Source organism: Cypionkella sp. PAMC25878 (assembly GCF_058135695.1).
In genome coordinates this window covers 517,134-537,381 of record NZ_CM176871.1, presented here as the reverse complement: position 1 = coordinate 537,381, position 20,248 = coordinate 517,134, and the positions used below count along the sequence as shown (strand labels likewise).

The following is a 20,248-nucleotide window of genomic DNA, read 5'->3' as shown; positions in this document are numbered from 1 at the left end:
CCTAGTCCGCGAATCGGCACGGCCGATCACAGTTTTTTCAACAAAAGTGACAAAGGCTTAAGGGCGGCTGAACTTTGCCACCAATTCCACATGCGCAGACCAGCGGAATTGATCGACCACCTGCACCCAATCCAAATGATAACCGCCTGCAATCAATACCTTAGCATCGCGGGCAAAGCTGATCGGGTTGCAAGACACAGAGGCAATCACCGGAACCTTGCTGCGCGCCAGCACCGCCATCTGTGCCTCGGCTCCCGCACGCGGAGGATCGATCACCACAGCCTCAACGCCTTTAAATTCATCATCTTCCAGCGGGCGGCGGAACAGATCGCGGGTTTCCACCGTGACGCGCTTCAGCCCCTCGGTGTTATTGGCAGCCTTTGCCAGCGCCGCCGTCATCGCAGCCTCACCCTCCACCGCATGCACCTCGGCGCGTTCCGCCAGTGGCAAAGCAAAGGTGCCGACGCCTGCGAACAGATCAACGATCTTCTTCGCCGAGCCGATCGCCAAAGCCACCGTGCGCAGCAACGCCTGCTCGCCCTCCACCGTCGCCTGCAAGAATGCGCCGGGCGGCGGCGAGACCAGCGCGCGGCCAAACCGCTGCATCGGGGCGGTGCGCAGGGCTACGGTATCACCATTCCAGGTCAGCCGCGCGAAGCCGTAAGTCTCGGTCACCCGCGCCAGTTCCAGCTGCAACTGGCCGTCCAGCGGCTTGCCACCCACCACCATCACATCGGCACCCGACAGCGAGCGCGTCACCGTCAGCGAAACCTCAGCCGTGCGCGAGCCGCCCAGCTTGACCAAAGCTTGCAGCCCCGGAAAGGTGGCAATCAGATCGGGATGCAGCAACTGGCAGTTTGGCACCTCGACCACCATATCGGACGCGCGGGCATGAAACCCCATCAGCGCCCCGGTCTTGGTGCGCCGCGCCGCAATCGTTGCCCTACGGCGCGATTTCGGCGGTGAGGTGATGATCGGCCTGAACTCAGCCTCCAACCCCTGCCCAGCCAACGCGCCCTTCACAATGCCCAGCTTCCAATCGGCGACAAACGCATCCGAGGCGTGTTGCATCATGCAACCGCCGCAGGTTTTGGCATGCGTACACGGCGGTTTCACCCGGTTGACCGAGGGCGTCACAATGCGGAAATCCGCCAACTGATCGCCTTGCAAATCACCTTCGACTTCCTCGCCCGGCAACATTCCGGGCACAAAAATAGCGCCCAAAGGCCCTTGCGCGATCCCGTCGCCAAGGTGGCCCAGCCGGTCGATGGTTACTTTCACTCTGCCGCTTCCTTTTCTTCGGTGCCGATGAAACCACCCGATTGGCGATTCCAGTAGCGCGCGTATAGCCCAGCTTGCGCCAGCAGTTCCGCATGGCTGCCCTGTTCCACAACGCGGCCCGCGTCAAGCACCACAATCCGGTCCATCTCGGCAATCGTCGAGAGACGGTGCGCAATCGCCAGCACGGTTTTGCCCTGCATCACCTTGGTCAGCGCCTCTTGAATACTGGCCTCCACTTCCGAATCCAGCGCCGAGGTCGCCTCATCCAACACCAGAATCGGCGCGTCTTTCAGGAACGCGCGCGCCAGCGCAATCCGCTGCCGCTGCCCGCCAGACAGCTTCACCCCACGCTCGCCCAAATAGGCGTCGTAGCCCTTGCGTCCGGCAAAATCCCGCAGGTTCAGGATGAACTCATGCGCCTCGGCCTGCTTGGCCGCCGCAATCATCATCTCCTCGGTGGCATCCGGGTTGCCATACATGATGTTCTCGCGCGCCGTGCGGTTGAACATCGCGGTTTCCTGCGTGACCATACCGATTTGACGGCGCAAGCTTTCCTGCGTCACCGCCCGCACATCAATGCCATCAATCAAAACCCGGCCTTTTTCGGCGTCATAGAGCCGCAAAAGCAATGCCACCAAGGTCGATTTCCCCGCCCCCGAGGCCCCGACAATGCCAATCTTTTCCCCGGCCTTGATCGTCAGGTTCAGATCATCCACGCCGCCCCGCCCGTCGTCGGTCTTGCGGCCATAGGCAAAGGTCACATGCTCCATCCGCACTTCGCCTTGCACGCGCGGCATCTCCACAGCGCCCACCGCGTCGATCAACGTATAGGGTGGCGTCAGCGTCTTCACGCCATCCTCGACCTCGCCCAGATTGCCAAAGACCGCCATCAGGCTGAATGACACCCACCCGGTCATCTGCGCCAAACGGAACGCAATCGCCCCCGCCGCCGCGATATCACCAGCGGTCGCGCCACCTTGTGACCACAGATAAACCGTGGCGCCCACCAGCAGCACTGGCAGCACCCCGGCCAAAGCCATCAGGGAGAGCCGGAACCAACTGGAAATAATGCCATACTCAATCGCCTTATCGCGGAAAGCATTCATCGCCTCCAGCGCCACGCCATCCTCATGCCGCGAATGCGCGAACAGCTTGACGGTTTTCATATTGGTGACGGTATCGACAATCTGCCCGGTCACCATCGCCCGCGCCGCCGCCCGCGAGGCCGAAGCGCCCCGGACCTTCTTCAGAAAACCTTTGATAAACAGGATATAAGCCGCAATCCACGCCACCAGCAGCAGCGAAATCCAGCCGTTGATCGTGCTCAGCAGCGCTACCGAGCCGATGACTGAGGCCAGCGAAAACGCCATGGTTTCAATACTGCCCGACACCACATCCGTCGCCGCCCGCGCCACCTGCATCTGCTTTTGCGCAATCCGTCCGGCGAAATCATTGTCAAAAAACGTCACCGCTTGGCCCAAAGTCCAACGGTGCATCCGCGACAGAATCAACGGGAACAGGTTGGGCTCGACAATAATCGCCGCAGCATGGGTGGTCATGCCGAAGATCAGCGGGCGCGCGATCAGATAAAACCCCACGAAAGAAACGAACAGCCAGATATGATCGCTGAACACCGTCTCCGGGTTGGCGGTATTCGCCGCATCAATCACATCGCCTAGGATCGTCGCCGAAATCGCCTCAAGTGACCCCGAACAGGCCGACCAAAACGTCGCCCATAGAATCCCCGGCCAAGCTCCCTGCACCGCCCAGAGGAAGAATTTCCACGTTGTCGCGGGCGGATTGGTCGATGCGGGGCGGAATGGTTTGATCGTGGGAAATAGCCTCATAGGTCCAACTCCAACTCAGTCGTCTCCAACCCAATGAACCCGCCCGATTGACGCGCCCAGAACCGAGCGTAAAGCCCATTCGCCTTAAGCAGTTCCGCATGGCTGCCCTGTTCAGCGACGCGGCCATCCTCCAGCACCACAATCCGGTCCATCGCCGCAATCGTCGACAGCCGATGCGCAATCGCGATCACTGTTTTGCCCTGCATCACGCCGAAAAGTGCGTCTTGAATTGCCGCTTCCGCCTCGGAATCCAAGGCGCTGGTCGCCTCATCCAGGATCAGAATCGGCGCATCTTTGAGGATCACCCGCGCCAAAGCCACCCGTTGCCGCTGCCCGCCCGACAGTTTCACGCCGCGTTCCCCGACATGGGCGTCATAGCCCATCCGCCCCTCAGGGTCCTGCAATGTAAGGATAAACTCATGTGCATCGGCCTGTTTCGCCGCCGCAATCATCTGCGCTTCCGTCGCCTCTGGCCGCCCATAGAGGATATTCTCGCGCACCGAGCGGTGCAGCAAACTGCTGTCCTGACTGACCATCCCAATCCGCCTGCGCACTGAATCCTGTGTCACCAGCGCGATATCCTGCCCATCAATCAAAATCCGCCCCGCTTCGGCATCGTAAAACCGCAGCATCAGCTTCACCAATGTCGACTTACCCGCACCCGATCGCCCGACAACCCCAATCTTCTCCCCCGGCGCTACATCCAACGAGATCGACTGCAACCCACCCGAACCGCGCCCGTAATGGTGTGAGACGCCCTCAATCTGCACGCGCCCCTGACGGAACTGCAACGCCCCGGCCCCCGGCTGATCCACCAGTGCGATCGGCTGCGTGATGGTCTGCATCCCTTCTTGCACGGTGCCAAGGTTCTGCACCAGATTGGTCGTCGCCCACATGATCCAATAGGTCATATTGTTCAATCGCAGCACCAAAGTCACCGCAGCCGCCACCGTGCCAACGCTGGCAAGGCTATGATACCAAAGCCACATTGCCCAGGCCGTCACCGCCACGATCAGCAAGCCATTCAGCCCAGTCAGGATGATATCCATCTTGGTGACGACGCGCATTTCGGTGAAAAACGTCTGCCTCGCGCGCTCAATCGCCTCGCGCCCGTAGTTTTCCTCAAGGTCGTGATGCGCGAACAGCTTCACCGAATGGATGTTAGAATAGGCATCCACCACCCGCCCGGTCACCGCCGAGCGCGCCTCGCTCGACGCCGTCGAGGCTGGCCCCGCCCGCCGAATTGTCCACCGCATCAGCGCGACATAACCCACAAACCAAAGCACCAACGGCAACAGCAACCGCACGTCCGCCCCGGCAAGCATGATCGCAGCCCCCACCAGTGTCGTCGAAGCAAAAGCCACAGCGTCAAAGGTCTGAAATACCGCCTCGCCCGCCGCCGGAGGTGCCTGCATGATCCGGTTGGCGATCCGTCCGGCGAAGTCAGACTCGAACCAGCCCACGGGTTGGCGCAGCACATGCCGATGCGCCCGCCAGCGCATCATCGTGCCGAAATTCGGCAGAATGGTGTTGTGCAGCAGCGCCACACCCGTGCCGCCCACCAAGGGACGCAAGATCAGAACTGCAAGTGCCACAAGGATAATCTCGCTGCCATGATCAGCCCAGACCTGAACAGGATTTCCATTGGCGAGCATATCCACCAGCCGCCCGACATACCAAATCAGCCCCACATCAAACGCCGAATTGGCCGTCGCGACCAGTGCCGTGACAGCAAAAACCCCCTTAAAGGGCCGCACATAGTCGCGCAGAAACGGCCATAGCTTGCGTGGCGGCGTGTCGGTTTGGACGTAGCTGGCATAGGGGTCAACAAGACCCTCAAAGAACTTAAACATGATGATCTCGCGCGTTGCCCTTGGCATATAGCGCCGCAGGGGGGCGAAGGAAACCTTACGCCAGCAGGTCAGACTTGCGCAGATAAAGGTCAGAGGCAAGCCAGCGCGCCTGTATTTCGTGCAGTTTTTTGCCTAACGCGGGGCCTTGCAGCGCGGGCATCAGATCGGCGGCTGTCACGGGGAGTGTGCTAGTAACACCCCGCAGGATCTCGCTTTGCCAGTTCCGCGGCAACGGCGCTTCAAACACAGCCGCACGGCACAGCACTGTATCTGTGGCACCCGCGCGTCCGTGCTTCCAGCCCAAAGTGGCAGGCGTCAAAGTCGATCCAATTTCGTCTCTAATAGCCACATTAGAGCCTATTTCTGCCCTAGAAAGCCGCAACGCTCCGCCCGGATCAGTTCCGCCCAAAATCACCAAACGTCGTTGCCATCGCGGTGGTAGATCACCCTCCACATGCACCAGAACGCTCAGCGCCTTGGCATCTGATCCTGGCAGAACCCGCGCAAGAATCCCAGTTTGTGCCATCGTTGCCACCGCTGGTGCAGGGTCGCGCGCGCCAAGCAGTTTGCGCATTTCGGCCCCAATACGCTCGCGGGAAAGTCCGTCAATGCCATTCACATTGGTCGCACAAGCCGACAACCCTTCGACATCAATCCCGCGCACGGGATCACCATAAACCGCGTAAAACCGGAAAAACCGAAGGATGCGCAGGTAATCCTCGCGAATCCGCGCCTCTGCCTCACCCACAAACCGCACCCGCCGTGCGATCAGATCAGGTAAACCGCCCAAAGGGTCCAACACCGTGCCATCCGCCCGCGCATAAAGCGCGTTCATGGTGAAATCGCGCCGTGCGGCATCCTCGGCCACATCGGTTGAGAATGCCACCACTGCCCGCCGCCCATCGGTTTCCACATCGCGGCGAAATGTGGTGACTTCATGCGCCACACCCTGCGCGATCACCGTCACTGTGCCATGCTCAATCCCGGTCGGAACAGCCCGAAAACCCGCTCTTTCCGCAATGTCAGAGACGATTGCCGGTCGCGCATCCGTCGCAATATCAATATCCGCAACCGCCAACCCCAGCAGCGCGTTGCGGACACAACCACCCACAAACAGCGCCTGATGCCCCGCCTGCGCCAAGACAGCGCACAGCGCTTGCGTGCCGGGATGCGAGATCCAATCACCGGAAATCTTCATGACGCCATCTCTGCCAGATTGCGCAAAATCCGCGCTGTAGCCCCCCAGATGTAATATGGCCCATAAGGCACCGCGAAATAGCGACGCGGCTGGCCCTTCCAGACCCGGCCCTCAATGACAAATCGGCCTTGATCCAACACATGCGCCAGCGGCACGGTGAACACCTCATCCACCTCACCCGCCTCGGGCACCGGGATAAAATCGTCTCTAACAAGGCCTAAAATTGGTGTGATCACATAGTTGGTCACAGTTTCATGGCTCGGCAAACGGCCCAAAACCTCAACCCGATCCGGCGGCAGACCAATCTCCTCCCACGCCTCGCGCAACGCCGCCGCCTCTGGACCGCTATCCCCCGCATCCACCTTGCCGCCCGGAAACGCAATCTGGCCCGGATGATGTTTCAGATGCGAGGACCGCTTGGTCAGGATCAACCGCGCGCCGTCTGGCCGCAGCCAAACCGCAATCAGCACCGCCGCCGCGCGCAAAACGCGCGTATCGGGAAGCAAAACTGGGTTCAGGTCAAAATCCGACGACTCGCCCGCGGGACGGGCGAGTGCATCTTTCAGACGGGCAATCTCATCCCGCATCACCCGGCGCTTTCACTGCGTCAAACCCAAGGGTTTTCGGATCGAACTCGTAATGTTTGCCGCAGAATTGGCAATCCGCCGTCACTACACCCTCGGGCGTGGTCATGTGCTTGATGTCTTTCGCCGAATAGATCGACATCGCCTGCACCACCTTATCGGGCGAGCAAGAGCAGCCGAAATGCACCACTTGGGCGTCAAACACCCGGGGGTCTTCCTCGTGGAACAGCCGCACCAGCAGATCGGTCGGCGCAACCGTCGGGCCGATCAACTCGATCTCTTCGACGGTATCCAGCAAAGCATTGGCGCGCGTCCAGTTTTCGGCTTCATCCCCTGCCAAAATATCGACATGGCTGAGCAAACCGCCCTCACCCGTGCCCGCTTCCGCAGCAACCGATCCCCCCACTGGCGGCATATGCTGCAACATCACGCCGCCCGCCCGCCAGCGCGAAGCCTCGCCCGGCACTTGGTTCTTGCCGAAGGTCAGCGCGAATCGGGTCGGAATTTGCTCGGATTGCGCGAAATAGGTCTGCGCGCAATCCGACAAAGACTTGCCCGCAATTGGGGTAAAGCCTTGATAGGGCTGCATATCTTGCCCCTGATCAATCATCACCGCGAAATATCCTTCACCGATCTGGCTGAACGGCTCGGCCTCCAGATCCAACCGTTCCGCATCATAGCTGGCATAGGCGCGGATGCGCGCGGGCTCGCCTTCTTCCGAAGGGCCATAGTAATCGGTCGCAATCAACCGCGCCGGACCCTTGCCGCGAATTTGCAAGCTGAGCTTCCAGCGCAGCTTCACTGATTGGCCGATAAGTGCGGTCAAGACCGCAGCTTCGGCCACCAAAGCCTCGATCACCGGCGGATAGTTGTGCTGTTTCAGCACATTGTCGAGCGCACCATCCAGCCGCGCCACCCGGCCACGGATGTCAGAACGGTCGAGTTGAAAGGGCAGGACGGTATCGTCCCAAGCGATTTGCAAAGGGGAGGTCATGGGGTTTCCTAAACGTGCCAAGCTTGGCATACCGCGCCTATATAGGCAGAGCAACCGCACACCCAAGGGGCAAGCATGATCAAACGCTATGCCAGCAGCCCGGAAACGGGGCGTCACTATACCCGCAGACCGGGGGTTTACGCGGTTTTGTGGGATCGCGGCGCGATTCTGACCACGTTTCAAGCCGAGCCTGAGCCCGAATATCAACTGCCCGGCGGTGGCATCGACAAAGGCGAGCATCCCATAGCTGCCCTGCACCGCGAGGTGATGGAGGAAACCGGCTATCACATCGCGGGTATCCGGCGGCTGGGGGCGTTTCGCCGCTTCACCTTCATGCCGGAATACGGCCTGTGGGCGGAAAAGATCTGCACCGTCTATCTCGCGCGTCCGGTGTTGCGCATCGGTCCACCGACGGAACCCGGTCATCAGGCGATCTGGATGCAGCCAGAGGCAGGGCTGCGGCTGTTGGGCAATCCGGGCGACCGGGCGATGTTGGCGCTGGCGTTGCGTCAGATCGAATCGGGCTGGGGGCCAAGGTAATCAAAGATCAGGCCCGAGACATCGTCGGGAAATACCCCGCCACCCACAAAAACGTTCAGATCCCACAGTAAGGCTTCCAACAGGTCTTGGCTGCGTAACCTGCTGTTATGCTGCAGTAATTTGATCAGACCTTCGCTGCCCAACTCCTCACCTGCCGGGTTTGGACACTCCGTCACGCCATCGGATACCAAAAACAACCGATCCCCCGGAGCCAAGGCAAAGCTGATTTGCGGGTACTCCGCCCCCTCAATCAGCCCAATCGGCAAACCACCATCGCCTAAGCGTTCAATCCGCCCATCCGCCCGGATCAGCAGCGGATGCGGATGGCCCGCCTGCACCAGAGTCGCGCCCCCGGTTTCGAGATTGATCTCGGCATAGCCCAGCGTGAAATACTGATCGACCTGCAACTCCTCAAGCATCATCCGGTTCAGCCTAGCTGCCACAATCGCCGGCGGCCAAGCATCCCGGTCGCCATCCACAGTCAGTTTCAGCGCGATATTCTGATCCGGTGACGCCCCCGACAGCAGCCCCGCCAGCCGCGCCGTCATCATCGCCGAGGCGACGCCATGCCCAGACACATCGACCGAATAGACCACGATTCGCGCCGCATCGACCACGAAACTGCCCACCAGATCGCCGCCAACATGGCCCGAAGGCCGTAGCATCAGCGCCGCCTTCCCTGCTCCAAAATCCCGCAAACGGTCGCGCACCAGCGTCTGTTGCAGCTTGCGCGCCTCAATCAGATCACGGTCCAGCGAATCATACAGCTTTTGCAATTCCTGCAACGTGCTGCCAATCAGCCGGTTCTTCTCGACCAACTCATCCTGCATCCCCAAAATCCGCTCGCCCGCCCGCAACCTGGCGCGCAACTCATCCGCGCTGACGGGTTTGGTCAGGAAATCATCTGCGCCATTCTCCAACCCATCGGCGATTTCGGTCTTTTCGGATTTCGAGGTCAGCAGAATGAAATAGCCATAGCCTTCGCGCGGAAGTGCCCGAAAAGCCTTACAAAACTCCAGCCCCGTCATGCCGGGCATCATCCAATCTGACAGCACAATGTCGAAATCCTGCGCCCTGCATAATGCCAAAGCCTCATCCCCCGAAGCCGCCTCAGTGACCTGATAGCCCCAGCGGGTCAGCTGCATTTGCAGGATTTTGCGCTGCGCCTTGCTGTCATCCACCACCAAAACCGGGAGCTGCGCAAAGGCGCCGGGCCTGCGGGCAAGCTCTGTCAGCGGAAGAAAAGCGGATTTCACAACACGGGCCTCACCTTTGGTTTTTTCCTGTCTGCACCCAACCTCTTAACGGCAAGTGAAACTTAAAACTGTGCTTATCTGGGGTGTTAGCAGTTACCGATTGTTAACCGATGGCGCGCAATCTGGCTTCATGGGGTGGTGAAAGGCAGGTGTGCTGTGATCGCATGGGATAGGGTGAATGAGCTTCGGTCAGAGATCGGCGAAGATGATTTCGCCGAAGTGGTCGCGATGTTTCTGGAAGAAGCCGATGAGGTGATTGGGCGGATTTCCAAGACCGTCGGGGCCAAGACGCTTGAGGCGGATCTGCATTTTCTGAAAGGTGCAGCGCTGAACCTAGGCTTCGCGCAATTCGCCGCGTTTTGTCAGGATGGCGAACGCCGCGCGGCAGCTGGTGATGCGGGCGTGGATCTGGCGCAGGTTTGCAGCAGCTATCAGGCGTCCAAAACGGCATTGGTGGCGGGGCAAAAGGCCAGCGCGGCTTAGATCAGAAACTCGGCGAGAATCTCATCATTGGTGATGTCGCGGTAGGTGAAAGCAGCGGCGTCCAGCTGATCGAACAGGTTTTTGAAATTCAAGGCTTGGCTGGTCTCAATCCCAATCAGAACTGAACCAAAGTTGCGGGCCGATTTCTTCAGATATTCAAACCGCGCGATGTCATCCTCTGGCCCGAGCATGCCGAGGAACTCTTTCAACGCACCGGGGCGCTGCGGCATCCGCAGGATGAAATATTTCTTCACCCCAGAATAACGCTGCGCGCGCTCTTTCACTTCCGGCAGCCGCTCAAAGTCAAAATTCCCGCCCGAAGTCACGCAAACCACGGTTTTCCCGGCAATCTCTGCAGCCAAATTCTGCAACACATCCACCGAAAGCGCTCCCGCAGGTTCCAGCACGATGCCCTCGACATTCAGCATTTCCAACATCGTCACGCAAATCCGGTCTTCGGGGGCCAGCAGAACTTCGGCGGGTTTCACCCAAGACAGCGCCGCGAAGGTCTTATCGCCCAGCCGCGCCACCGCTGCGCCATCGACAAAGCTGTTGATCGACTTCAACTTCACAGGCTCCGCCGCCGCCAGCGCCGCGGTCAGGCTGGCACCGCCGACAGGTTCAACGAAACGATAGGCAGTCCCTGGTGCTTCCACCCGCAGAAACCGCGTGACACCCGAGGCCAGACCGCCGCCACCCACCGGCAGCACCACCAAATCCGGCGCGCGGCCCAACTGCTCCAGCATCTCCACCGCGACCGAGGCTTGGCCTTCGATCACATCCTCATCGTCAAACGGCGACAGGAAATGCGCACCCTGCTCGGCGCAAAACTTCTGGCTCGCTGTTAAAGTTTGGTCAAAATAATCCCCGGTCAGCACGATCCGCACCGCATCGCCACCGAACGCCCGCGTCTTGTCGATTTTCTGCTGCGGCGTCGTCACTGGCATGAAAATCGTGCCCTTCACGCCGAAATGCTTGCAGGCAAACGCCACGCCCTGCGCATGATTGCCCGCCGAGGCACAGACGAATGCCGTCTGGCCCGGATTATTAGCCCGCACCTTGCGCATCGCCGTAAACGCCCCGCGCAATTTATAGCTGCGCACCGGGCTTAAATCTTCCCGCTTAAGCCAAATCTCGGCACCGTAGCGCCGCGACAGATAATCATTGCGCTGCAGCGGCGTGCGCGGAAATAACTCGCGCAAAGCACGGGTGGATTGGCGGGCGGCATCAGAAAAATCACTCATATCCCCGATTACGCCCGCCAGAGGCCGAAAAGCAAGTCAGACCAGCGGCCGCTTTTCAATGTAATGGCCATAAAGCGTCGTCAAAATTGACAGCCCGACCATGGTGACAGGCCAGCCCGCGATAACTTGCCACAGCTGCGCCGTCACGCCATAGCCACCAAACACGAACCAACTGATCAGATTCACTAGCCAAAGCGCCAAAGCCATGATCACCGCGAGTTGCAGCAACGGCCGCCATTCGCCTGTCGTTGCCTCCCAACCAGCCATCAGCGGTGGGTTCTGCCCCAAAGCCGTGCCCGGTAGCGCCGCCGCCATCCGCAGGCCCAGATAAATCATCGGCACCTGCACCATCACTGCCATCAGCAGCATCCCGACCAGCATGTTGCCCATCAGCAGCCGGCCAAACAACGTCCCAACCACCATGCCCAGGATCATGCCCAGCACCATCAAAACCAACCCGATCAGCAAAGATTTGATGAAATACGACCCCATCCGCTCGCCCATAAACGGCGGGACATATCCCGCAGGTTCTTCCCCCAGCAACACGTAGCGATGCCATGCCACTGCGATCCAGATGCCCGTGATCAGCGAGACCACCAGCACCAAAACCACGCCCAGTCCCATACCGCCGCCCATTCCGTTCATCCCGGTGGAGGCCACCGCATAACCCAGCGCCCCAGTGATCACCACCTGCACCAAATACAGCACCCCCGACACTTTCAGCGCCGGGCCAAGATTATCCAACACCTGCCGCATCGAATGTGAGAAAATCTGCACGCCTTTCATAGGACCCTCCATGATTTAACCAATGCTTTACAGAGTCAGCCGCAGGCGATCCTGTCAACCGCGCTCAGACCAAGGGGCGTTTTTCGACGTAATGTCCGTAAAGCGTGGTCAGGATCGAGATGCCAACCATCAAGATCACCCATTCGGACAACACTTGCCACGCGAAGGCGAGGATGAAGAAACTGCCAAAAACATAGGTGCCGATCACTTGGATCAATCCTGCGATTACGGCCCATAGCACCACCAAAGCGATGAACGTTCCGGTCTCGCCCTTCGTTGCCTCCCATCCGCTGAAAACAGGGACACCTGCGCGCAAGGCCGCCCCGGGCAACATTGTACTAAGCCGCAGCGCCAGGGCACCGATCGGCAGCAGAATCACATAGATCAGCAGGGTTCCGACGACAAAGCTGACCCCCTTGCTGGGGGACGTAATAATACTCGCCAGAGCGCCCCCAACCGCGCCCGCAATCATTGAAGGAACGATCATAATCAGCGCAATTAATACGCCTTTACCGAAATACCCCAACATCCGGTCGCCATGAAACGGCGGAACGATACCGGGGTGATCTTCAGTCAGCACGTAGCGGTGCCAGCCCACGGCGATCCACAGGCTACCAACCACCGCCACCAGCAGGAAGATAAACATGCCTATCCATGGAAAGCGGCCACTTTCAACCATTGCCTGCCGCTCTGCTACGCTCAGGGAAAGCAACGAACCCAAGACTAAGAACTGCACCAACACCTGCGCAAGATAGAGCAAACCCGAGACGCGCAACGCTGCCTCCAGATTTCCAAACACCTGCCGCACGGAATGAACTAAAATCAGCCAGCTCTTCACGAGGACCTCCAACGCTACCATTAGCTGTACTGATTCACCCCAATCCCCCCCTGTCAACCGCCCCGCCTTGCCCTCGCCGCCATTTCCCGATAATCGCGGGCGAAACCCGCAGTGGAGTTCCCCAATGACCGCCAAGCTTGCCCCGAAGAAAGTCGTCCTCGCCTATTCCGGCGGTCTGGATACTTCGATTATCCTGAAATGGCTGCAAACCGAATATGGCTGCGAGGTCGTCACCTTCACCGCCGATCTGGGGCAGGGCGAAGAACTCGAACCGGCGCGGCAAAAGGCGATTTTGATGGGCATCAAGCCCGAGAATATCCATGTCGTCGATGTGCGCGAAGAATTCGTGCGCGATTTCGTCTTCCCGATGTTCCGCGCCAACGCATTGTATGAAGGCCTCTACCTGCTCGGCACCTCCATCGCCCGCCCGCTGATCTCGCAGCATCTGGTTCGCATCGCGCATGAAACTGGCGCTGATGCCGTCGCACATGGCGCGACCGGCAAGGGCAACGACCAAGTGCGGTTTGAACTCTCCGCCGCTGCCCTCGACCCCGCCATCAAAGTCATCGCCCCGTGGCGCCTCTGGGATCTGACCAGCCGCACCAAACTGCTGGAATTCGCCGAAGCCAACCAAATCCCAATCGCCAAAGACAAGCGCGGCGAAGCGCCGTTCTCGGTTGATGCCAACCTGCTACACACCTCGTCCGAAGGCAAAGTGCTGGAGGACCCGGCTGTGGAAGCCCCAGAATTCGTCTATCAGCGCGTCACCCCAGTGGAAAAAGCCCCCGACACCCCGGAATATGTCGAAATCGGTTTCGAGCATGGCGATGCCGTCTCGATCAACGGCGAAACCCTCTCCCCCGCCACCATCCTCGCCCGCCTGAACGACATCGGCGGCAAGCATGGCGTCGGCCTGCTCGATCTGGTGGAAAACCGCTTCGTCGGCATGAAATCGCGCGGCCTTTATGAGACCCCCGGCGGCACCATCCTGTTGGAAGCGCATCGCGGCATCGAGCAGATCACCCTCGACTCCGGCGCGGGCCACCTGAAAGACAGCATCATGCCGCGCTATGCCGAGCTGATCTACAACGGCTTCTGGTTCTCGCCCGAGCGGGAGGCGATGCAGGCGCTGATTGACAAGACGCAAGAATACGTCACCGGCACCGTCCGCGTGAAGCTGTACAAAGGCTCCGCCCGCACCGTCGCGCGCTGGTCCGACTACAGCCTCTATTCCGAAAAGCATGTCACCTTCGAAGAAGATGCTGGCGCTTACGACCAAAAAGACGCCGAAGGCTTCATCCGCCTCAACGCCCTGCGCCTCCGCCTGATCGCCAGCCGCAACGCGCGGGTTGCTGATAAGGGCTAAAATTGCGGAGGGGGCTGAACTTGGCCCCCTTCGCCGCTGCCGTGACGCGGCGGCACGCTTGCTTGTGATGCTTGCCACCCTATCCTGTTCCGCAGATCACGGAGAGCATCATGGCACTGGAACACATCGCGGCAGAGATACGCAAGGTTTTGGAAATCAAAAGCTTTTCCGGCAGCTTGAAATTTGATTGTGGTGCAGACGGGTTGATCGTTCTGGCCGACGGAACTGCCAGCACCGGAGACCGCGACACAGATTGCACCCTGCGCCTTAGCCAAGAAAATCTGATCAGCCTGCTGAAAGGCAAACTGAACCCGATGATGGCACTGGCGACAGGAAAATTGAAGGTTTCCGGCAATCCTGCCGTTGCGATGGGTCTGGCAAAACTGCTCGGCTAAATCTTGAACGCCGCCAGCTTTTCGTAATACGGCAGCGCCTGCGCCGCCAAATCCGCATACACTCCGCCCAAATTTGGCAGCGGCCCCTCGGCCCCTTCAAATCCGGTGCTACGATGCACCGCCGCGTACCAATGCGGTGCCCAAGCGCCATCGGCCTCATTTCCCCCCGCAGGCCAGTGCAGCATTTTGCGGGTAAACGGCACCTCAATCGCAGCACATAGCTTGCGCAGCATCGCCTCCGGGTCGGCGCGAATATCGTCGCTGTCGATCACCACCGGAGTGCTGCCCGACCATGCAGCCACCTCATCAAACAACTCCGCCTGCTGCACAAAGCCGATATCGGCCAGCGTCGTGCCCTCGCGTTTTTTGGCGTAGCTCGCCACCACCCGCGCCGGATGCCGGATCAAGAAGACATTGCTGCAAGACCGCATCCAGCGCCGATCAAACTGCGGGATCATATGCAGGGTCATATGTTTTTGGTAAAACACCGCATTGCCGCCCGGCACTGGGCCCTTGCAGATAGAGGCCACCACATCCGGGTCAGGCTCATGCGACGCGATAATCTCGTCGCGCATCGGATGATCAATCCCGGTATATTCCAGATAAGCGGAATAAAATGGCTCATCCCACACCGTGCAATCGCCGCGCGCCGCAAAGCTGTACATCATTGCGGTGGACAGATTGCGCGGCCCCGACCACATCGCGATGCGTTTTCCAACCCCGCTCATGCCTCCACCATCGCCTTATACAGCCCGCGCAACCGTTCCGTCATCGGCCCCATCTGCCCGGATCCAATCACCCGCCCGTCAATTGACCCCACCGGAGTTTGCGCGCCAAACGTCCCCGTTAGAAACGCCTCATCCGCCGAATACGTCTCTACAAGGCTGAAATTGCGCTCAAGCACCGGAATGTCGTTGGCGCGACACAGATCAATCACCTTCTGGCGGGTGATGCCATTCATGCAATAATCCCCGGTCGAGGTCCAAACCGCCCCCTTGCGCACGATGAAGAAGTTGCAAGCATTGGTGGTGTTCACAAAACCATTCACATCCAGCATCAACGCCTCATCCGCCCCGGCTTTTTCCGCCGCGATGCAGGCGAGAATGCAGTTCAGCTTGGAATGAGAGTTCAGCTTCGGGTCCTGAGTCATCGGCAAACCCCGCAGATGCGGCACCGTCGCCAACCGGATCGGGCGGGGTAATTTCTGGCGCGAATGCTCCATGATAATCACCATCGTCGGCCCGCGCTGACTGAGCTTCGGGTGCTGGAACGGCCGCGTCTTCACCCCCCGCGTCAGCATCAGCCGCGCATGGGCGTCCGTGACCATACCATTGGCCTTTTGCGTCTCTAACACGGCTGAAATCACCTGTTCCGGCGTCAGGCCGATATCCAAATCAATCGCCTTCGCCGCCTCAAACAACCGCTCAATATGCTCATCCAAAAAGGTCCAGCGGCCGTTATACAGCCGGATCCCCTCCCAAACCCCATCGCCCAGCATGAAGCCTGAATCGTAAACTGACACCACCGCCTGCGCTTTCGGCCCGATGCGCCCGTTCACATAGATCAGAATATCCTCGTTGCGGGCGTCTTCCTCGGCCTGATGGGTGGAAACGTGGTCGGTCATGGCGATCTCCTGTTTGCCCGCCACGCTATTGCGGCGCAGAAGAAAGGCCAAGGGGGCCATCACCATGGCATGACCATCACGGATGGGTGAATTGCTCGAATTGCGCGCGACCCTTTGGCTTATCCAAAGAAATGGAGTTCAAAATGATCCGCCTCAGCCTCGCCCTGATCCTGTTCGCCAGTGCCGCCACAGCCAAAACACAAACCGCCGCGCTCGCAGGTGGTTGTTTCTGGTGCGTCGAATCGAACTTTGAGAGCGTGCCGGGGGTCAAGGATGTGGTGTCCGGCTACACTGGTGGTGCATCGCAAAACCCCACCTATCACGATCACGATGGCCATTACGAGGCGGTGAAGATCACCTATGACGAAGTGATCGACAAGTTCCTGCACTCGACCGATGTCGTCGATGCGGTCGGGCAATTCTGCGACCGTGGCAAAACCCACTGTTCCGCCATTTTCGTCTCTAACACCGCCGAAAAGCAGATCGCCAAGGCTGAAATCGCCAAAGCCCAAGCCGTGCTTGGCCAAACCATCGTCACCCCGGTTCTGAGCGCGAAAACCTTCTGGCCCGCCGAGGCCTATCATCAGGATTACTACAAAAGCACCGATCTGGTGCTGACCCGGCGTGGCCCGAAGGAAAAGCAAAACGCCTACAAGTTCTACCGCGAAAGCTGTGGCCGCGACGAACGTATCAAACAACTCTGGGGCACCACCGCCGAGTTCAGTCGCTAAAACTTATCTAAAATTGTTATCCTCTGCGCTCAAATATCCCACGGGGGTGCGGGGGTGTGAAACCCCCGCTCGCCATATCCAGCAGCACTCCAAAACAGTCTCTAACCCGCCCAATTCACCGATTTGGTGCCCTTACCTGCGGTGACGTCATCTCCGCCACAATCGCCCGCGCCGCCGCTGCTGGGTCGGCCGCCTGCCACACCGGACGCCCGACCACGATATGATCCACCCCATCCGCAATCGCTTGCGCTGGCGTCGCCACTCGTTTCTGATCGCCCAAAGCCGCCCCCGCAGGCCGCACCCCCGGCGTCACGATCAGCTTACCCATCGCTTGCGGCAAAGCTCGGATCGCAGCGGCTTCCTGCGGCGAGGCAATCACCCCATCTGCCCCCGCCTCCAACGCTCTAGCGGCCCGCTCAATCGTGATCTCGCGCAGATCCCCCGCCCGGATCATATTCGCGTCCAGATCCGAACGGTCGAGTGAGGTCAGCACCGTCACCGCCAAAATCTTCAAGCCGCTCCCGGCCCGTCCCTCCGCCGCCGCCCGCACCACCTGCGGATCGCCATGCACGGTCAGAAAATCAAGATCATACTGCGCAATGCCGCGCACCGCCGCTTCCACCGTCGCGCCAATGTCGAACAGCTTCATGTCGAGGAAAACCCGCTTGCCCTGCTCCTGCTTCAGCTCGTTGGCCAAAGCAAAACCACCCCCGGTCAGCATCCCCAGCCCGATCTTGTAAAACGACACCGCATCGCCCAACCGCGCGGCCAAATCCAGCCCCTGCACGATGTTCGGCACATCCAGCGCCACGATTAAACGGTCATCCGGCATTGCGATCTCCCTTGATTTCCGGCGTCATGCGGCCAACAGAGAAGCCTGTCAAGGAGTGCGCCACATGATCCTAGTCTTCGATATCGGCGGCAGCCGCATCAAAGCGGCGCGCAGCCACAACGGCAGCCTTGAACCCTTAGGCGAAACCGCCACCCCCGCGCAGGATTTCGCCGCCTTCACCGCCGCCCTCGCCGCCTTTCACAGCACCGAATCTGCCATCGCGATCTCAATCACCGGAGTCGTCGATCCCGCTACGGGCCGCATCAAAGTCGCCAACATCCCCTGTCTGGATGGCCGCAATGTCACCGCCGACCTGCAAGCCGCCCTGAACCGCCCTGTGCTGATCCTGAACGACGCCGATTGCTTTGCCATGGCCGAAGCCATCACGGGCGCGGGTAAAGGTCACCGTAACGTTTTCGGTATCATCCTTGGCACCGGGGTTGGCGGTGGCCTCGTGCTGAACGGGCAGATCGTCACCGGGCCGGGCGGCTATGCCGGCGAATGGGGCCATGGCCCCGTCGTCCACGACCCCGCCTTTGCCTGTGGATGCGGCCAAATCGGCTGCCTTGACACCATCGGAGGCGCGCGTGGGTTGGAACGCCTGCACAAACACCTCAGCGGGCAAGACGCCAGCGCCGAAGCCATCCTCGCCGCATGGAAAGTCGGCCCCAGCCCAACCGTCACGCGTTGGCTTAATCTGCTCTCGGGCCAACTCGCCATGGTGGTCAACCTGATCGGGGCTGACATCGTTCCCGTCGGTGGCGGCCTTGCCAACGACCATACCCTGATCGCCGCCCTCGATGCCGCCACCCGCGCCCGCATCCTGCGCCAAACCGATACATCGCTGGTCGTTCCCGCCATCGTCTCTGCTGACGCGGGCCTCGCCGGAGCCGCAGCTGCGGGGGAGGCCAAATATGGCTAAAATCCTGCTGGAAGTCTGCGTCGATGATCCCGGTGGCCTCACCGAAGCCATCGCAGGCGGGGCCGACCGCATCGAGCTTTGCGCCGCCCTCGCCCTCGGCGGTCTCACACCCACGCTTGGCCTGATGCAACTGGCCGCGCAATCCGGCGCACTGTGCTACCCAATCATCCGCCCGCGATCCGGTGATTTCACCTATACCGTGACCGAGGTCGAGGTGATGCGCGCCGACATCCGCGCCGCCCGGCAAGCGGGCCTCAAAGGCGTCGTTCTCGGCGCAAGCCACCATGACGGCCGGCTGAATGAAGCCGTCCTGCGGGTGCTGCTGGACGAGGCCGCAGGCTTAGACACCACGCTGCACCGCTGCATCGACCTGACCCCGAACAAGCCCGAAGCCGTCACTCTCGCCAAAGCCCTAGGCTTCCGCCGCATCCTAACATCCGGCGGTGCCTTAACCGCTGCCGCTGGCACCGAAACGCTCAAAGCCATGATGCAAATCGCAGGCCAAGACCTGATCATCATGCCCGGATCAGGCATCTCACTGGAAATATTGCCAAAACTCGCCCATCTCCCTTTGCGCGAAATACACGCCTCCTGTTCCAGCCTGCAGCCCAGCGGCGGCGAAGCCCTCGCCTTCGGCTTCCAATCCGGCAGCGAAAAGCGCACCGACCGGGCGAAGGTTGCGGGGCTGAAGGCGGCGTTGGCGAAACTGTCGGGGTAAGTTTAAGCCACAGACAGCGCCGATCGCACATCGGTGCGGGCGAAATCGCTGCCGACAAACAGCAACGGGCAATCATGCTCCTGTGCCACTTCATAGGCAAAGCAATCGCCAAAGTTCAGCCCCGCCGGATCAATCCCCTTGCCCCATTGCGCATAGCTTACCGCAATCCGCCGAGACGCTGCCGCGCTGACAGAGACGATCTCAAAGCCAAGACCCTCGATCAGCCGCGTCATTTCCGCGCCCAGATTGCGCCGCGCGGCGACAATCAGCGCCTCAGCCACCGTCCCGGTGGAAATCAACAGATCGCCGGATTGTTCCAGCGCCACCATGCAAGCCTCGGCCTGCGGCTCCCCGAGCAGAACGGCCATCAGGGCCGAGGTGTCCACCGCGATCACTTCGGCAAACCATCGTCGTCATACAGAAAGTCCTGACTGCGCGCTGCATCTGCCCCCGCCGTGGCTTTTGCGACAGCACTCGCCCGCACCGCCTGCAACAGCGCATGTCTGGCTTTGGCGTCGGGCCGTGGCCTTATCGGCACCAGCCGCACCGCCGCTTGACCATGACCGGTCAGCACAACCTCGTCCCCCGCTTCGGCGCGGCGCACCAGTTCGGTCAACTGGCCTTTGGCATCGGTGACGGAAACCAACATTTCGGGTGCGCCCTGCGGCGGTGAACTATTTTGATCAAATGGACCATTTCAAGCACAATCACAATCACCGTAGGGCGGGGTTCACCCCGCCATTTTCAGGTAAGTTT

At 60.2% G+C, this 20,248-nt stretch carries 22 protein-coding genes; 7 read left to right on the top strand and 15 right to left on the bottom strand.

What is annotated here, in order from left to right:
- Positions 1-57: 57 nt before the first annotated feature.
- Genes ACS5RD_RS02470 through hslO form a run of 6 tightly spaced genes read right to left on the bottom strand, consistent with a single transcriptional unit; the run spans position 58 to position 7,757 of the window.
- Positions 58-1,281 carry a class I SAM-dependent RNA methyltransferase gene (locus tag ACS5RD_RS02470; protein WP_489929845.1) on the bottom strand — a complete coding sequence of 408 codons (1,224 nt, stop codon included), beginning with the start codon at positions 1,279-1,281 and terminating at the stop codon, positions 58-60.
- On the bottom strand, positions 1,278-3,128 hold the full coding sequence (locus tag ACS5RD_RS02465) for an ABC transporter ATP-binding protein (RefSeq protein WP_489929844.1): 1,851 nt from the start codon (positions 3,126-3,128) through the stop codon (positions 1,278-1,280). Before ACS5RD_RS02465 ends, ACS5RD_RS02470 begins: the two co-directional genes overlap by 4 nt.
- The gene (locus ACS5RD_RS02460) at positions 3,125-4,981 is read right to left on the bottom strand and encodes an ABC transporter ATP-binding protein (protein WP_489929843.1); all 1,857 of its coding nucleotides are present in this window, start codon (positions 4,979-4,981) and stop codon (positions 3,125-3,127) included. The genes ACS5RD_RS02465 and ACS5RD_RS02460 overlap by 4 nt, the downstream gene beginning before the upstream one ends.
- A gap of 55 nt (positions 4,982-5,036) precedes the next feature.
- Complete coding sequence (locus tag ACS5RD_RS02455; protein ID WP_489929842.1) at positions 5,037-6,179, bottom strand: CCA tRNA nucleotidyltransferase; 1,143 nt, start codon at positions 6,177-6,179, stop codon at positions 5,037-5,039.
- The gene (locus ACS5RD_RS02450; RefSeq protein WP_489929841.1) at positions 6,176-6,766 is read right to left on the bottom strand and encodes a CoA pyrophosphatase; all 591 of its coding nucleotides are present in this window, start codon (positions 6,764-6,766) and stop codon (positions 6,176-6,178) included. Before ACS5RD_RS02450 ends, ACS5RD_RS02455 begins: the two co-directional genes overlap by 4 nt.
- Positions 6,756-7,757 carry an Hsp33 family molecular chaperone HslO gene (gene hslO / locus ACS5RD_RS02445; protein WP_489929840.1) on the bottom strand — a complete coding sequence of 334 codons (1,002 nt, stop codon included), beginning with the start codon at positions 7,755-7,757 and terminating at the stop codon, positions 6,756-6,758. The genes ACS5RD_RS02450 and hslO overlap by 11 nt, the downstream gene beginning before the upstream one ends.
- A gap of 75 nt (positions 7,758-7,832) precedes the next feature.
- Between hslO and ACS5RD_RS02440 the strand changes: the two genes are divergently transcribed.
- Positions 7,833-8,297, top strand: a complete 465-nt coding sequence (locus ACS5RD_RS02440; protein WP_489929839.1) for an NUDIX domain-containing protein — start codon at positions 7,833-7,835, stop codon at positions 8,295-8,297.
- Here the strand turns inward: ACS5RD_RS02440 and ACS5RD_RS02435 are convergent.
- Positions 8,267-9,532 carry a PP2C family protein-serine/threonine phosphatase gene (locus ACS5RD_RS02435; RefSeq protein WP_489931321.1) on the bottom strand — a complete coding sequence of 422 codons (1,266 nt, stop codon included), beginning with the start codon at positions 9,530-9,532 and terminating at the stop codon, positions 8,267-8,269. The two genes, ACS5RD_RS02440 and ACS5RD_RS02435, sit on opposite strands and share 31 nt — an antisense overlap.
- 195 nt (positions 9,533-9,727) lie before the next feature.
- Here ACS5RD_RS02435 and ACS5RD_RS02430 point away from each other — a divergent pair, with 195 nt between their 5' ends.
- The gene (locus tag ACS5RD_RS02430) at positions 9,728-10,036 is read left to right on the top strand and encodes an Hpt domain-containing protein (protein ID WP_328287148.1); all 309 of its coding nucleotides are present in this window, start codon (positions 9,728-9,730) and stop codon (positions 10,034-10,036) included.
- Here the strand turns inward: ACS5RD_RS02430 and ilvA are convergent.
- The 3 genes from ilvA to ACS5RD_RS02415 all read right to left on the bottom strand — a co-directional run bounded on the left by ilvA (position 10,033) and on the right by ACS5RD_RS02415 (position 12,904).
- Positions 10,033-11,280: a threonine ammonia-lyase IlvA gene (ilvA, locus tag ACS5RD_RS02425; RefSeq protein ID WP_489929838.1), complete on the bottom strand. Its 1,248-nt coding sequence runs from the start codon at positions 11,278-11,280 to the stop codon at positions 10,033-10,035. The two genes, ACS5RD_RS02430 and ilvA, sit on opposite strands and share 4 nt — an antisense overlap.
- A gap of 36 nt (positions 11,281-11,316) precedes the next feature.
- Positions 11,317-12,066, bottom strand: coding sequence for a hypothetical protein (locus ACS5RD_RS02420; RefSeq protein WP_489929837.1), 750 nt, complete (start codon positions 12,064-12,066; stop codon positions 11,317-11,319).
- Between the two features lie 64 nt (positions 12,067-12,130).
- Complete coding sequence (locus tag ACS5RD_RS02415) at positions 12,131-12,904, bottom strand: hypothetical protein (protein WP_489929836.1); 774 nt, start codon at positions 12,902-12,904, stop codon at positions 12,131-12,133.
- A 124-nt stretch (positions 12,905-13,028) separates the two neighbouring features.
- On the opposite strand from ACS5RD_RS02415, the gene ACS5RD_RS02410 reads away from it, so the two are divergent.
- Entirely contained in the window at positions 13,029-14,270 is a 1,242-nt protein-coding gene (locus tag ACS5RD_RS02410; protein ID WP_054006808.1) for an argininosuccinate synthase, read from the top strand.
- 110 nt (positions 14,271-14,380) lie between these two features.
- Positions 14,381-14,665: an SCP2 sterol-binding domain-containing protein gene (locus ACS5RD_RS02405; RefSeq protein WP_054006809.1), complete on the top strand. Its 285-nt coding sequence runs from the start codon at positions 14,381-14,383 to the stop codon at positions 14,663-14,665.
- Here the strand turns inward: ACS5RD_RS02405 and ACS5RD_RS02400 are convergent.
- Positions 14,662-15,393: a sulfotransferase-like domain-containing protein gene (locus tag ACS5RD_RS02400; RefSeq protein ID WP_489929835.1), complete on the bottom strand. Its 732-nt coding sequence runs from the start codon at positions 15,391-15,393 to the stop codon at positions 14,662-14,664. The genes ACS5RD_RS02405 and ACS5RD_RS02400 overlap by 4 nt on opposite strands.
- Positions 15,390-16,289 (bottom strand): D-amino acid aminotransferase, encoded by a 900-nt coding sequence (locus ACS5RD_RS02395; RefSeq protein WP_489929834.1) that lies wholly within the window; start codon positions 16,287-16,289, stop codon positions 15,390-15,392. Before ACS5RD_RS02395 ends, ACS5RD_RS02400 begins: the two co-directional genes overlap by 4 nt.
- Positions 16,290-16,432: 143 nt before the next feature.
- Between ACS5RD_RS02395 and ACS5RD_RS02390 the strand changes: the two genes are divergently transcribed.
- Positions 16,433-17,020, top strand: a complete 588-nt coding sequence (locus ACS5RD_RS02390) for a peptide-methionine (S)-S-oxide reductase (RefSeq protein ID WP_489929833.1) — start codon at positions 16,433-16,435, stop codon at positions 17,018-17,020.
- A gap of 115 nt (positions 17,021-17,135) precedes the next feature.
- On the opposite strand, the gene pyrF is transcribed toward ACS5RD_RS02390, so the two are convergent.
- A complete protein-coding gene (gene pyrF, locus ACS5RD_RS02385) occupies positions 17,136-17,852 on the bottom strand; it encodes an orotidine-5'-phosphate decarboxylase (protein ID WP_489929832.1) in 717 nt (238 codons plus the stop codon).
- Positions 17,853-17,916: 64 nt separating this feature from the next.
- On the opposite strand from pyrF, the gene ACS5RD_RS02380 reads away from it, so the two are divergent.
- Both ACS5RD_RS02380 and ACS5RD_RS02375 read left to right on the top strand, forming a co-directional pair.
- Positions 17,917-18,774, top strand: coding sequence for an ROK family protein (locus ACS5RD_RS02380; protein WP_489929831.1), 858 nt, complete (start codon positions 17,917-17,919; stop codon positions 18,772-18,774).
- Entirely contained in the window at positions 18,767-19,492 is a 726-nt protein-coding gene (locus tag ACS5RD_RS02375) for a copper homeostasis protein CutC (RefSeq protein ID WP_489929830.1), read from the top strand. The genes ACS5RD_RS02380 and ACS5RD_RS02375 overlap by 8 nt, the downstream gene beginning before the upstream one ends.
- 2 nt (positions 19,493-19,494) lie before the next feature.
- Here the strand turns inward: ACS5RD_RS02375 and ACS5RD_RS02370 are convergent, their stop codons facing one another.
- Positions 19,495-19,878, bottom strand: coding sequence for a type II toxin-antitoxin system VapC family toxin (locus ACS5RD_RS02370; protein ID WP_489929829.1), 384 nt, complete (start codon positions 19,876-19,878; stop codon positions 19,495-19,497).
- Between the two features lie 5 nt (positions 19,879-19,883).
- Entirely contained in the window at positions 19,884-20,141 is a 258-nt protein-coding gene (locus tag ACS5RD_RS02365; protein ID WP_489929828.1) for a type II toxin-antitoxin system Phd/YefM family antitoxin, read from the bottom strand.
- Positions 20,142-20,248 lie beyond the last annotated feature (107 nt).